This is a genomic window from Conyzicola sp., assembly GCF_046714715.1.
Lineage (GTDB): Bacteria > Actinomycetota > Actinomycetes > Actinomycetales > Microbacteriaceae > Conyzicola.
Map to the genome: position 1 here is coordinate 16,999 of NZ_JBKKAD010000065.1, position 12,193 is coordinate 29,191.

The following is a 12,193-nucleotide window of genomic DNA, read 5'->3' on the forward strand; positions in this document are numbered from 1 at the left end:
GTGCATTTTAGGGGCGCCGCGGCCGCGGTCAGTTGACGGCCGGGTCGGTCTCGAGAACCTCGCGGATGACGGCGGCGAAGCCGGCCGGGTCGCCCAGAAAGCCGGCATGATCGCCGGGAAACGTCACGGGCGGCTCGGCCAGCAGCGTCGCGAGGGCCATCGACGTCTGGTAGGTGTTCAGGTGCCCGGAGTCGGCCCCGATACCCACGACGATGCGCGCCGGGCTCACGACCAGGGCGGCGACGTCGGGCAGGTACCGGGTCGTCGCCCGCAGATCGTGGTCGAAGAAACGCGCGGTGTCGGCGAGCTGCTGTTCCGTGGGTTCGGGGCGCGGCTCGGGAGGCGCGGGCGGAGTGTCGCCGTCCCTCACGAAGCCCGCGCTGCGCATGAACGCGCCCCAGGCGGCGCCGGCGCCCTGTTCGTGGAAGGTCGTAACGATCTGCTCGATCTCTTTGCGCCAGCGCACGGCGTCGGGAAGCAGCTCGAGCAGCGGCGGCTCGTGCGCGATCAGCGTGCGCACCCGCCCGGGGTAGTCGGTGACGAGCGCCAGGCCGGTCACCGCCCCGCCGCTCGACCCGAGCACGTCCACGGTGTCCGCCTTCAGGCGGTCGAGCAGGGTGGTCAGGTCGCGCGCCCGCAGCTCGGGTTGTGACGGTGCGTCGGGGTCGTCGAGTGAACTGCCGCCGACGCCGCGGGGGTCGTGCGTCACCACGGTGTGATCGCCGGCCAGCGCCTCGGCGAGCGGCCCGAACTCCGCCGCCGACATCGGCGAACCGGTGATGAGCAGCAGGGGCCCGCTGCCTCGCACCTCGAAGTGCAGTTGGCCGTCGGGCACCTCGATCGTCGTCATGCCCGCGAATGTACTCGCGCCGCACGCCGTCGCGCTACCGGTCAAGTACTGTTGCCGGCGCTTTTCGCGGGCCACTATCGATCTCATGACACACGACCGCGACTTCACCCTCCGCCGCACGATCGCCGCCTCGCCGGCAGACGTCTTCGCCGCGTGGACCGACCCCGCACAGCTCGACTGGTTCTTCAGCGGCGAGGGCTCGCCGGGCGCTCCCGAGGTCGACCTGCGCGTCGGCGGGGCGTGGCGACAGCTCATGATCATCGACGAAGACGAGCAGTACGTGACCGGCGGCGTCTACCGCGAGATCGTGCCGGGCGAGAAACTCGTCTTCACCTGGGGCGCCGAGGGCGGCTGGCCGGAACCGAACGACGACGCTCCCGTTGTGACGGTCACCTTCGCCCCCGGCGAGTCCGGCACCGAGATGACGTTGACCCAGACGTTCCCCGAGCATCTCTCCGACGAACGGGTTCGCGAGCAGCTCGCGACGGGCATGCGCGCGGGCTGGGGCATGACGATAGACAGGCTGGTAGATCGCTTCGGCGGCGTGACGCCACAGACACTCTGACGTCGGCCCCGGTTCATCCGGTTCTCCTATCGTGAGCGGCATGACCTATGCGGAAGCTTTCGAACTCGTGCAAGCCGGCCAAGGGCGCTGGACGGTTCAGAACCGCGGCAGCTCGACGGTGGCCGGAACCGTGCTGCGCACACAGGCCGGCTTCGAGCTGCGCGACCTGCGCGACCGGGCCCTCGGCGTCTTCGAGTCGATCGAAGACGGACTGCGCTTCCTGCTGCGCACCGCGCGGCGCTAATCTCGGGGAATGCAGCATCCCGAGGTCGTCGACCCGGCGCATCCGCTCGTCGAACGCGTGCGCGCGATCTGCCTCGCCTACCCGGAGTCCGTCGAGGTGGAGGCGTGGGGGAGGCCCACGTTCCGCGCGGGCAAGAAGATCTTCATCATGGTGTCGGCGAGCATGGACCGCCCGTTCTCGATAGTCTTCAAGCCAGATTCGGATGAACGCGGCCCCTACCTTCAGGACGGGCGGTTCTTCTCGCCGCCGTACTGGGGGCCGGGCGGTTGGCTCGCCACCGACCTCGACCAGCCGGGAACCGACTGGACGGAGCTCGGCGAGATCATCGACACCTCGTATCGGCAGGTTGCGCTGGTGCGGCAGATTAAGGCGCTGGATGCCGCGGGTGGACGGAACGGGCCCCAACGGCTGGTATAGTTTTCCAGTTGGCATTTGCGCCCAGTGCGAAAATGCAGAACATGCGCCCGTAGCTCAGCGGATAGAGCAATTGACTACGGATCAATAGGCCGGGGGTTCAAATCCCTCCGGGCGCACCACGGAAAGCCCCGCACATTCGTGCGGGGCTTTCGCCGTTAAGCGGTTCGGGTGACGGCCGGTCGATAGGCGAAGGGTGACTGTCTTGGGCGTCCACGGCGAAAACGAAGAACGAACGGCGCTACGCGTAGAGGTCTTGACGGACGTGATCACGTGTCGACGGCCACTTTCTGAGAGTCGACAACGGCTCGCCAACTTCGGCTGGGATTCCGCCCCTCTTGTCCCCGTAACAACGGATGATCTCTCGGCGGTTATCCGATCATTCATCGACGGCAATGTCTCCGCAGGCTTTGTCGAGGAATGGGCCGAGACGCTGGAAAGCAGAGAGGACGTCTATTTCGCGGACCAGGTCGGCGAGAAGGTGATCTTCGTTCTTGCGAACCCCGCGCTCGAGGGCGAACTCGGTACCGCCCTTGCTCGTGAACTCCTCGCGGCACTGCAGCCCTGGGGCGCCAGCTGACGATCACTATTCGGTTCGTGGAGGCAGACTGCCTCTACAGGGCGGGGTCGCTCGGCAGGTTGACCTCGAAGACCCGCTCCGAGTAGGTGGCGAGTTTCTCGGTGCTCGCGGCAAGACGGTCGGTCGCGTCCGACGCTTCCGGCAGTGCCAGGGCGTCGCGGCGCATCAGGTCGCGGTGCCAGCGACGCAGCCGTTCGAGGCTCTGCTCTTCTTCTTCGAGCTCGCCGAACGTGAATTTCTCCTTCGCGAACTCGCGGTCGATCTCCGCGTCGAACTTTCCGCAGTCGGCGACGAACTCCTTCCACTCGTCGATTCTGGCGGCGGCGAAGAGGTCGCGCAGGGCGGTCGCGTCGCCTTCCTCGCGCCCGGCAACGTCGAACACTGCGAGCGAACCGTCGCCCCGTTCCGCGAGTTCGCGGATGGCGGGGATGAGCTCGGTGAACGCGGGAAGACCCGGCACCACCCACGCTCCGGATGCGGCAGGCACGGCGCCCGCGCGACGCAGCTCGCGCCAGACGGCCACGCGATGTCGTGAGGGCTGGGTCGGAATACGCGGAATCAGGAGCAGCCAGGAAAAGACGGGCGGTGTAGTGGTAGTCACGCGATGAATGTAACACTGGTTACATCTGAGTTCAAGTCGCCGAGGCGCACGATTAATGTAAGAATCTGCGTATGGATGCAGATAAGCCCGTGTGTGGGCGCGAACCCGACAGTCAATACGTCGAGCTGGCGGTAGAGGTCTTCGCGATGCTCGCCGACGCCACCAGGATCCGGATCATTCTCGCGCTCCGTGACGGCGAGCTGCCGGTCGGCAGGTTGGCCGAGCTCGTCGAGAAATCCCCGCCGGCAGTGTCCCAGCATCTGGCGAAACTGCGTCTGGCGCGCTTCGTGACCAGCAGGCAGGAGGGGACCAAGGTCTTCTACAGCCTGGCGAACGAGCACGCCCGGCAACTGGTTTCCGACGCGATCTTCCAGGCCGAGCACTCCCTGAGCCTGACCCCGCGCCACCACCATGCCGAGGCTGGAGCGTGAGCGCCGACCACGGGCACGACCACGGTCCCCACGACCACGGTCCCCACGAACACTCGCACCCCGGCGGTGTGACGGGCTTCTTCTACGGCCTCTTCGTGCCGCACAGTCACGACGCCGCCGATTCGATCGACGACGCGCTCGAAGCCAGCAGGGAGGGGGTGCGCGCGCTCAAGATCAGCCTTTTCGTTCTGCTTGGCACGACCGTCCTCCAGCTGCTGGTGGTGCTGATCAGCGGTTCGGTCGCCCTTCTGGCCGACACGATCCACAATTTCTCCGACGCCCTCACCGCCGTGCCCCTGTGGATCGCCTTCGTGTTGGGCCGACGAGCCGCCTCACGCCGCTACACCTACGGCCTCGGCAGGGCAGAGGATCTCGCCGGCCTGTTCATCGTCGTCGTGGTCGCGCTATCGGCCGTGATCGCGGCCTGGCAGTCGATTGCCCGCCTGTTCGACCCGCAGCCGCTCGACAATCTGTGGTGGGTGGTGGCGGCCGGGGTCATCGGCTTCGCGGGTAACGAGGCTGTTGCCGTGTACAGGATCCGGGTCGGCCAGCGCATCGGGTCGGCGGCGCTGGTCGCCGACGGCGTTCACGCCCGCACCGACGGGTTCACCTCCCTCGCTGTCGTCGCCGGCGCCGTCGGCGCGATGCTCGGATTCCCGATCGCCGACCCCATCGTCGGCATCCTTATCTCGGCTGCGATCATCGTTCTGCTCTGGGGAACCGTGCGCAGTATCGGCCGGCGCCTGATGGACGGCATCGAACCCGAGCTCGTCGATCGCGCGGGTGCCGTGCTGCTGGCGGTACCCGGCATCGTCTCGGTCGACCGTCTCCAGCTGCGGTGGGTCGGTCACCGCCTGCAGGGCACCGCGACCGTCACCATGGAGGCGACCTCGATCCCCGCCGGGTCGGCGATACTGCATGAAGCCCACCACGCGCTCGAGCAGGAGATGCCCAAGCTCGACGACTTCGTTATAGCGCACGGGCCCGCCCACGTGCGGCATACGTCAGTCGACGCCTGACGGGCTGCTCAGCGTCGCAGCTGAGCGCTCGTCGCGTCGGTCGGGTCGTCCGAGCCGGGGGTGGCTTCCGTGTCATCCGGGCCTTCGGCCTTCTCCGACTCGAGCTCCGCCGGCTGCGCCTCCAGGTACTGCGCCGAGATGCGCCGGTACGACTTCGTGAAGAACGCGGCGACGGCCGCGATCACCATGACCACGCCGGCGACGAGGAAGACGAGAGCGATTCCGCGGGCCCGGCCGTCGCCCAGCAGCCAGCCGAAATCGGATTGCCCGGCGTCGGACTCCATGTACGGGATGATCAGGAACTCCGCGATCGGCGCGATGAGGAACGCGGTGACCGGCGCCGCGGCCGACTCGAACGCCGCGGCGAACCCGAACACCCGCCCCTGCGTGCGGAACGGCACGACCTTCTGGATCACCGTCTGCTCGGCCGCCTCGACCGCCGGGATCAGCGTCATGTAGAGCCAGATGCCCCCGGCGTACAGCCACCACCAGTCGCGGATCGTGAACAGCGCCCCGAGCACTCCCATAACGATGACGAGCATGAGCATGGTGCGGATCGGGTTGCGTCCGAGTCCGAACTTCGCGATCAGCAGGCCGCCGATGATGAAGCCGGTGGACGTGACGCCGAGCACGATGCCCCACCATTCGACGGGGAACAGCTCGAGTCCGTACGGGTCCATGAGCGCCATGTAGGCGCCGCCGATCAGGTTGTTGAACGTCGAGAAGATGATGAGGGCGAAGAGCCCCGTGGCCGCGCGCACCGCCGTGATGCTGCCGCGCAGGTCGATGAGCGGGCGCTTGTCCCCGTCGCGTTGGGGCAGCTCTTCGGGGATGCGCAAAAACAACAGGTGCGCGAGCGCGAGAGCCGAGAGCGCGATCGCGATCACGAGCGTCCAGCCCATGCCGAGCAGGCCGATCGCCAGGCCGCTGAACACGCTCGTCACCATGAAGGCTAGGCCCTGCACGGTGCCGACGAGGCCGTTCGCGTTCGCGTGCCGCTCGGTCGGGATGAGCAGGGTGACGGTGGTCGACAGAGCGATGTTGCGCATGTTCTCGATGACCGCGCCGAACAGGATCACCCCGCTGAACAGCCAGAACATCGGCCCGCCGAGGTCGAGCAGCGTGGACTCGGGGAACAGCACGTAGAAGACGAGGCTGATGCTGAAGGCCACTAGGGTGACCACCCCGGCGAACACCATAACGAGGTGCTTGCGGTGGCGGTCGACGATGGTGCCGAACGCCATCGAGAACACGGCGACGAGCAGCATGTAGGCGCCGCCGATGATGCCGGTGGCCAGCACCGACCGCGTCTCGAGGTACACCCAGAAGGTCAGCGCGAACCACAGGAAGCTCGTCGTCACGTTCGCGACGGCGGTGTTCACGAGCACCTGCGCGAACGTCCGCCCGCCGCCCGGCGGTGGCACGTGGACCGGGTGCGGTGCCGGTGATGCGGCGGGTGTGTCGTCGGTGTCCGTCATGCGCTCCATGATATGTATACAGCGTGAACATGTCGAGTGCCGATTTAGAGATCGGACGCCGGACTAACTTCGGATGACGCCCGCCGCGGGTCACTCCTCCTGGTCGAACACGTAGAAAGCGTTCCCCGCCGGATCCGTGAACCCGACCGTGGCGCCGCCGGGGATCTGCTGCAGCGGTTGCGCCACCTCGAGGTCGGCGTGCGCGCGCACCCACTCCTCCGCCGAGGGGACGAGGTACATCGGGCCGTACCCGCCGGGCGCCGTGGACACCATGAGCTGCAGTTCGCCGCCGGGCAGGGCGAAGGCGATCGTGTCGTCGCCTTCCCGCCAGACTTCCTCGAGCTGAAGGTCTTCGCGGTAGAACCGCGCGGTGCCCTCGAGATCATCGGTCGGGATGTACAGGAATGTGGGCTTCATCGCGCGCCTCCGGGTCGGAATCGGTATCGCTAACGATTGTGCTCTCGGGCGACCGCGTCGCACCAGCCCGAAAGCAGAGCGCCCAGAAGTTCGGGACGTTCGTGCATGAGCGCGTGCCCTGTATCCGCGAGAACGGCCAACGCGGCCCGGGGATAGCTCTCGAGGAGGCCCGTCGCGTGAGCGTACCCGGCCGTCGAGTCGCTGCGCCCGGCCACGATCAAAGTGGGGCGTTCGAATACGGGGCCGTCGACGTTCACGAGCCAGTCGGAGAAGATGCGTGCGAGGGCGACCTCGTCTGCGGCGGCGACCCCCGGTGCAACGCTGTCGCGGTAGCGGCGGGCGCCAGCGGGTGTGCGCGCCACGAAGTACTCGTCGAAGTCCTCCCGCTGTGCGGTGTCGAGTTCGTCGTAGGTGCCGGGCTCCTCGCTAACTGCACGGTGGGCGGGCGCCGGGTCCGTCCCGTCGCCGATCGGGCAGAGCAAGGCGAGGCCCGTCACGGCTTCGGGGTGCTGCGCGGCCACGCCGCGCGCCAGATAGGCCCCGTAGGAGTGACCGAGCAGCATTGCTGACCCGCCGGCGATGTGGTCGATGAAACCGGCGATCAGCGTGACCACGTCGTCGTTGCTGTCGAGGCCGTCGGCCGTCGTGCGGCCCATGCCCGGCAGGTCGGGGTAGATGCGACGGAACCCGACACGCGGCAGCACGGCTTCGATGGCGGCTTCGATCTCGCGGTGGTCGACCCCGGCACCGTGCAACGCGACGAGGGGCATCCCTTCGCCGTGTTCGGTGTAGTTCACGATGACGTCGTCGATGCGGCACTCCATATCGCCCACCCTAGGGATCGTGGGGTTCGGCTCAAGGCGGTTGACTCGCCGCTGCTAGTCTTCGGGCATGCTCTGGGGCCGCATCTACTTCGGGGTGCAGGCCGCCGCCGGCGCCGCGTGGTGGATCGCGGTGGCGGTCTCACCGTTGGTTCGGGAGGCGACCCTCGGTGGCCTCGACCCGCTCGCGGTCGCGGTGGCCGACACCCCGCTGTTCGTCGTCGGTTCGGCGCTCGCCGCGGCCGGAGTGAGAGCGGCCGCCTGGGTCGCGACGGGCTGGACGCTGCTGGTCGCGGTCGCGCTCGCCGTGTACGCCACCCTCACGACCGAGGCCGGCTGGGGCGTTCTCGTCATGGCCGCGGCTGCGGTGGCATCCGCGATCGCGCTCTACCTCACACTTACCGGTCGCGTGCCCACCGCGTGGCTGATCTCCGGCCCGTTCGCGTTCCGACCGGCCCTGCCGAGCAGGATGGCAGCCTCCCACCTTGCGTCGACCGGCGCGCAGATCGTGGTCTTCTGGGGCTTCTTCCTCGTCGTGGTGCCGCTGGCCATCACCTTCTTCGAGCGCCGGTGGGCGGTCGGGCTGCCGTTTCCGTGGTTCGTGCCAGCGATCGGCGTCGTTGTGCTCGTGCTCGCGAGCGGGTTGGGCCTCTGGTCGGGCGTCACGATGTCGGTTGTGGGAAACGGCACGCCGCTGCCCTCGGCGATGGCGAACCGGCTCGTCGTCGCTGGCCCCTACCGATTCATCCGCAATCCCATGGCGGTCGCGGGCTTCGTTCAGGGCGCGGCCGTCGGGCTCGTGCTCTCGTCGTGGCTGGTCGTCGCCTACGGTGTGCTCGGGGCCGTGTTCTGGAACTACGCAATCCGGCCGCACGAGGAGACCGACCTCGAGACGCGGTTCGGCGACGACTTCCGCCGCTACCGCGACACCGTGCGCTGCTGGGTGCCGGCTCTCAGCCGGTGAACTGCGCGAGCTGGAGCAGGTTGCCGCAGGTGTCGTCGAGGGTCGCGATGATCACCGGGCCCATCGGTGTCGGGGGCTGTGTGAAGGTCTCGCCGAGCGCGATCAGCCGGTCGTACTCGGCCTGCACGTCGTCGACACCCAGCACCAAGAACGGGATGCCGTCTGCCGCGAGCGCCTCGGTGAACGGGCCGGTGGCAGGGTGGCCCTTCGGCTCGAGCGAGAGCTGGGTTCCGTCGGGGCGCGCGGGGTCGACGACGGTGAGCCAGCGATGCTCACCCATCGGGATGTCGGCCGTGACGGCGAATCCCAAACGTTCGGTGTAGAACTCGACGGCTCGCTGCTGGTCGTCGACGAAGATGCTGACGGTCTGGAGTTTCACGGTTGCGCCTTTCTCTGGGGCCACCGCTCGGCGATCTCGGCGAGTGGGGCGGTGTCGATGGTGTGGAACTTGTAGCGGCTGCGCCGTTCGGTGCGAACCAGCCCGGCGGCCTCGAGCACGTCGAGGTGCTGTGACACCGCCTGGCGCGACGGCGTCAGGTTGTGGTTCATCGCCAACCTGGAGCGCAGCTCGAACAGCGTCTGCTCGTCGCGCTGCAGCAGTTCGTCGAGCAGCGCGCGTCGCGTCTCGTCGGCCAGTGCCTTGTAAACGTCCGTCACGCCAAGAACAATAGGCAAGTAGTCACTTGCCTGTCAAGGGTTACGGGAGAGGGGTACAAAGGGTGTCCTCCGCCGCTTGTCCTCCTCGACAATGCTGCTCGGATGCGCGATGCTCAGAGCAGTCGGCGGCAGGTCAGGCCCGCCGTGGAGACGCCCGGCGGCACCCCGACGGCCGGCGTCCGCACATCGGGGGTGCCCATTGTCCAGCAACACACGTCACCTCGCCAGGGTGCTCCTCGCCGCGATGACGGTGGCGGCCCTCGCGCTCGCGGTCCCGTCGCCCGCGAGCGCCGACCCGTGGAAGCCGGGCGCACGCCAATACGCGGGAGTGGGAGCCGAATCCACATCCGTGCTCTGGGACGTGCTGACCAACGGCCGCGCGAACATCGCCGACGGTACGCCCCAGGCTCCGGACGTCGCATCCTTCAACGCCACCGGCAGCCCCACGATCGTCACGAAACCGGGCGCCACGCCGATCTCGCGCCCGACGTCCGAGGCCGCCGGATTCGCCGCGCTCCGCGACTCCCCTGAACAGGTCGACTTCGTGCGGTCGGCGAACCGTCCGGTGAACATCGCCGGCGTCGCCGACGACGCCGTGACCTACCTGCCGATCGCGCGCGATGCGGTGAGCGTCGCCGGCTTCCGGTTGGTGCCCGGGCTCGACAACTTCACACGGGAGGAGCTCACCGCGATCTACACCTGCACCTCGGCTGGGAATGTCCGCACTTCGGTCTTCGGCACGAACGCTGTGGTGGTCTACGACGATGGGGCATACATCCTCCAGCAACTGCGCCCGCAGCTGCCCGCGGCGGGGACGGACGTGCGGGCCTTCTTCCTCCGCGCCATCGGTGTGACGACACCGGGCGCTTGTGTCCGCGGGGGTTCGACGACGCCCGAGAACGACGCGCGCGTGTTGAGCGTGCAGGGGCAGATCATCCCGTTCCTCGCGTCGCAGTGGATCGCGCAGAAGAACAACATGGTGAACCGCACGATGACCGTCGACGTGCACACCCTGGTGAGCATCAACGGCGAACGCCCCATCGATGACCGGTACAACCCGCAGCAGCCTCCCCTCATGCCGGGACCGCTGTTCGGGCGCGGGGCGTACCCGCCCGGCACGCAGCGCGGCGTCTTCACGCGCGACGTCTACGCCGTCGTCCGCACCGCCGACCTCGAGTCGCCGCTCACGGCAGCCCTCACCGCGCCACTAGCGACAGGAACCGGCCAGCTCGCGCTCAACCGGTCCGGCTACAAACGGGTCGACTACCTCGCCGAGCCCCGTCAGTTCTTGGGGGCGGCATACCCCGGGTGACGGTCGTCTCCGTCTCATCCGTCGCTCTGTCGCGTGCGCCCCTCGGCCATTCTCTGTGCGGCCCGGTCCGCCCGCTTGCCCACCGGCACGGCCTGCGTCGCGCGGGCCAGTCCGATCGCGGGCATGCCCACGTACATCGTCTCGGCGCGATCGACCTGATAGGTCTCGTGCCAGATGCCGACCGCGCCCGCCGCCTTGCGGGCGCGCTGGTTGAAGGCCGTCCAGGCCGGGCGGTGCTCGGCGGTCGGGGCGCTCGCGTAGGCGTAGAGCTTCTCGCGCGAGTTCCAGTACTGCACGATGAGCGGCCCGTCGCCGCTGAAGCTGAGCCGGAAGCCCATGAGCCCCGAGTCGGGATCCTTCGAGAGCTCGGTCAGCATGCGGGGCATCGCGAGGAAGGCCGGTAGCCACTTGTCGAAGCGCCAGGGGCGATTGAACCGCATGCCGATGAGGAAGACCACCAGCTCGCCCTCGTAGCGATGTGTCATCCGGCCGGTGTGGATATGTGTCATGGTGGAGCCTCCGATTGGATAGCGATACACGCTAATATTGGAGAGTGACGCTATCTATGTCAAGGAGTCAGCAATGCGAATATCCCAACTCGCGGCCGCGACCGAGGTTCCCGTCGCCACCATCAAGTACTACCTGCGCGAGGGGCTGCTGCACGACGGCCGACTGACGTCGCCGACTCAGGCCCGCTACGACGAGTCCCACGTCGGACGGCTGCGCCTCATCCGCGCCCTGGTCGGCGGCGCCGGCCTGAGCATCTCGGCCGTGCGCGAACTGCTCGACGGCGTCGACTCGCCCCCGCGGTCGGGGCACGATCTGCTCGGGGTCGCCCACCACGCATTGGCGAAGCCGGTGGCGCAGTCGACCGACACAAGCGAGGTGGACTCGCTGCTTGCGCAGTGGGGATGGGGATCGGAGGGATGCGACGATGCCGGCAAGGCGGCGGTGGCGGAGGCACTCGAGGGGGTTCGGTCCGTCGGCTTCGACCTGCCCGAGGGCGCACTGGACATCTACGCGGCCGCCATGCACGAGGTGGCCGATGCGGAGATCGCGGGTGTGCCCACGGACTCCGCCGAGTCGGCCGTGCGCTACGTCGTGCTCGGCACCGTTCTCGTCGAACCCCTCCTGCTCGCGCTGCGCCGGCTCGCCCAGCAGAGCTCGTCGTATCAGCGCTTCGGGCCGCGGCCGCTCGAGTGACCGAGCGAGGGGGGGTGCACTTACTGCGACCCCGTGCGTACTCTGTTCGCATGGGACGCAATCGCAAGGTAATTTCGGCCGTACTCGTCGCCGCTGCGGCGCTCGTCTACGGCATGTCGCCGATCGACGTCATCCCCGAACTGCTGACCGGGCCTCTGGGCCTCACCGACGATTTCGCGGTGCTGTTCGGGGCGGGCCTCGCCGTATGGAAGCTGCTCGGCGGACGCGAACCGCGCCCCGGCGGCACGGTGCCGCCGCCCACCAGCTGACCTAGGCGCCTAGCCGAAGAGTTCGCCGAGCCAGTTTTCCTTTTTCTTCGGGCGGTATCCGTTGTCGTAGCCGCGGTCACGGTCGCGGTCGTTGTAGCGGTCTCGGTCGCGGTCGCCGTACTGCGGGGGACGCGGGGCCGAGGTCGGTGCGGCCGGCGCGACGGGTGCCGACTTGGTGAACTCGCTCTCCGCGCGGTCGATGATCTTGTCGAGCTCGCCGCGGTCGAGCCATACGCCCCGGCACTCGGGGCAGTAGTCGATCTCGACGCCGCTGCGTTCGCTCATGACGAGGGTGGCTGAATCGTTCGGACACTTCATGGGATCCTCCAAGAATCGTGGCGCTCGAATTTTAGTCAGCGCAACCGGTC

Annotated in this window: 19 protein-coding genes and 1 tRNA gene; 11 read left to right on the plus strand and 9 right to left on the minus strand. The window is 68.1% G+C overall.

Going from position 1 to position 12,193, the window contains the following annotated elements; all coding sequences use genetic code 11:
* Positions 1–28: 28 nt before the first annotated feature.
* On the minus strand, positions 29–850 hold the full coding sequence (locus ACLQ6X_RS05240) for an alpha/beta fold hydrolase (RefSeq protein ID WP_411699118.1): 822 nt from the start codon (positions 848–850) through the stop codon (positions 29–31).
* Positions 851–935: 85 nt separating this feature from the next.
* Here ACLQ6X_RS05240 and ACLQ6X_RS05245 point away from each other — a divergent pair, with 85 nt between their 5' ends.
* From ACLQ6X_RS05245 to ACLQ6X_RS05265, 5 genes are all read left to right on the plus strand, one after another.
* Positions 936–1,415: an SRPBCC family protein gene (locus ACLQ6X_RS05245; RefSeq protein WP_411699119.1), complete on the plus strand. Its 480-nt coding sequence runs from the start codon at positions 936–938 to the stop codon at positions 1,413–1,415.
* Between the two features lie 40 nt (positions 1,416–1,455).
* Positions 1,456–1,659, plus strand: coding sequence for a hypothetical protein (locus tag ACLQ6X_RS05250; RefSeq protein ID WP_411699120.1), 204 nt, complete (start codon positions 1,456–1,458; stop codon positions 1,657–1,659).
* A gap of 9 nt (positions 1,660–1,668) precedes the next feature.
* Positions 1,669–2,076 carry an MmcQ/YjbR family DNA-binding protein gene (locus ACLQ6X_RS05255; RefSeq protein WP_411699121.1) on the plus strand — a complete coding sequence of 136 codons (408 nt, stop codon included), beginning with the start codon at positions 1,669–1,671 and terminating at the stop codon, positions 2,074–2,076.
* Positions 2,077–2,119: 43 nt separating this feature from the next.
* Positions 2,120–2,195 (plus strand) — tRNA-Arg (locus ACLQ6X_RS05260).
* A 74-nt stretch (positions 2,196–2,269) separates the two neighbouring features.
* Complete coding sequence (locus tag ACLQ6X_RS05265) at positions 2,270–2,653, plus strand: hypothetical protein (protein ID WP_411699122.1); 384 nt, start codon at positions 2,270–2,272, stop codon at positions 2,651–2,653.
* A gap of 34 nt (positions 2,654–2,687) precedes the next feature.
* On the opposite strand, the gene ACLQ6X_RS05270 is transcribed toward ACLQ6X_RS05265, so the two are convergent.
* Positions 2,688–3,254 (minus strand): Chromate resistance protein ChrB, encoded by a 567-nt coding sequence (locus tag ACLQ6X_RS05270; RefSeq protein WP_411699123.1) that lies wholly within the window; start codon positions 3,252–3,254, stop codon positions 2,688–2,690.
* 71 nt (positions 3,255–3,325) lie between these two features.
* Between ACLQ6X_RS05270 and ACLQ6X_RS05275 the strand changes: the two genes are divergently transcribed.
* Positions 3,326–3,685, plus strand: a complete 360-nt coding sequence (locus ACLQ6X_RS05275) for an ArsR/SmtB family transcription factor (RefSeq protein ID WP_411699124.1) — start codon at positions 3,326–3,328, stop codon at positions 3,683–3,685.
* Positions 3,682–4,704 (plus strand): cation diffusion facilitator family transporter, encoded by a 1,023-nt coding sequence (locus ACLQ6X_RS05280; protein WP_411699125.1) that lies wholly within the window; start codon positions 3,682–3,684, stop codon positions 4,702–4,704. Before ACLQ6X_RS05275 ends, ACLQ6X_RS05280 begins: the two co-directional genes overlap by 4 nt.
* Positions 4,705–4,712: 8 nt before the next feature.
* Here ACLQ6X_RS05280 and ACLQ6X_RS05285 read toward each other — a convergent pair whose 3' ends face one another.
* The 3 genes from ACLQ6X_RS05285 to ACLQ6X_RS05295 all read right to left on the minus strand — a co-directional run bounded on the left by ACLQ6X_RS05285 (position 4,713) and on the right by ACLQ6X_RS05295 (position 7,423).
* On the minus strand, positions 4,713–6,182 hold the full coding sequence (locus ACLQ6X_RS05285) for an MFS transporter (protein ID WP_411699126.1): 1,470 nt from the start codon (positions 6,180–6,182) through the stop codon (positions 4,713–4,715).
* Positions 6,183–6,272: 90 nt separating this feature from the next.
* Positions 6,273–6,599, minus strand: a complete 327-nt coding sequence (locus ACLQ6X_RS05290; RefSeq protein WP_411699127.1) for a VOC family protein — start codon at positions 6,597–6,599, stop codon at positions 6,273–6,275.
* A 29-nt stretch (positions 6,600–6,628) separates the two neighbouring features.
* Positions 6,629–7,423, minus strand: a complete 795-nt coding sequence (locus tag ACLQ6X_RS05295; RefSeq protein WP_411699128.1) for an alpha/beta fold hydrolase — start codon at positions 7,421–7,423, stop codon at positions 6,629–6,631.
* 67 nt (positions 7,424–7,490) lie between these two features.
* On the opposite strand from ACLQ6X_RS05295, the gene ACLQ6X_RS05300 reads away from it, so the two are divergent.
* Positions 7,491–8,384, plus strand: a complete 894-nt coding sequence (locus tag ACLQ6X_RS05300) for a methyltransferase family protein (protein WP_411699129.1) — start codon at positions 7,491–7,493, stop codon at positions 8,382–8,384.
* Here ACLQ6X_RS05300 and ACLQ6X_RS05305 read toward each other — a convergent pair.
* Positions 8,374–8,763, minus strand: coding sequence for a VOC family protein (locus ACLQ6X_RS05305; protein WP_411699130.1), 390 nt, complete (start codon positions 8,761–8,763; stop codon positions 8,374–8,376). The genes ACLQ6X_RS05300 and ACLQ6X_RS05305 overlap by 11 nt on opposite strands.
* Positions 8,760–9,041, minus strand: coding sequence for an ArsR/SmtB family transcription factor (locus tag ACLQ6X_RS05310; RefSeq protein ID WP_411699131.1), 282 nt, complete (start codon positions 9,039–9,041; stop codon positions 8,760–8,762). The genes ACLQ6X_RS05305 and ACLQ6X_RS05310 overlap by 4 nt, the downstream gene beginning before the upstream one ends.
* A 199-nt stretch (positions 9,042–9,240) precedes the next feature.
* On the opposite strand from ACLQ6X_RS05310, the gene ACLQ6X_RS05315 reads away from it, so the two are divergent.
* On the plus strand, positions 9,241–10,353 hold the full coding sequence (locus ACLQ6X_RS05315) for a hypothetical protein (protein WP_411699132.1): 1,113 nt from the start codon (positions 9,241–9,243) through the stop codon (positions 10,351–10,353).
* A 14-nt stretch (positions 10,354–10,367) separates the two neighbouring features.
* Here the strand turns inward: ACLQ6X_RS05315 and ACLQ6X_RS05320 are convergent, their stop codons facing one another.
* Positions 10,368–10,862, minus strand: a complete 495-nt coding sequence (locus tag ACLQ6X_RS05320; RefSeq protein WP_411699133.1) for a DUF4188 domain-containing protein — start codon at positions 10,860–10,862, stop codon at positions 10,368–10,370.
* Between the two features lie 73 nt (positions 10,863–10,935).
* Between ACLQ6X_RS05320 and ACLQ6X_RS05325 the strand changes: the two genes are divergently transcribed.
* Positions 10,936–11,556, plus strand: coding sequence for a MerR family transcriptional regulator (locus tag ACLQ6X_RS05325; RefSeq protein ID WP_411699134.1), 621 nt, complete (start codon positions 10,936–10,938; stop codon positions 11,554–11,556).
* 50 nt (positions 11,557–11,606) lie between these two features.
* On the plus strand, positions 11,607–11,825 hold the full coding sequence (locus tag ACLQ6X_RS05330; protein ID WP_411699135.1) for a DUF1232 domain-containing protein: 219 nt from the start codon (positions 11,607–11,609) through the stop codon (positions 11,823–11,825).
* 9 nt (positions 11,826–11,834) lie between these two features.
* Here the strand turns inward: ACLQ6X_RS05330 and ACLQ6X_RS05335 are convergent, their stop codons facing one another.
* Positions 11,835–12,143: a zf-TFIIB domain-containing protein gene (locus tag ACLQ6X_RS05335; RefSeq protein ID WP_411699136.1), complete on the minus strand. Its 309-nt coding sequence runs from the start codon at positions 12,141–12,143 to the stop codon at positions 11,835–11,837.
* Positions 12,144–12,193 lie beyond the last annotated feature (50 nt).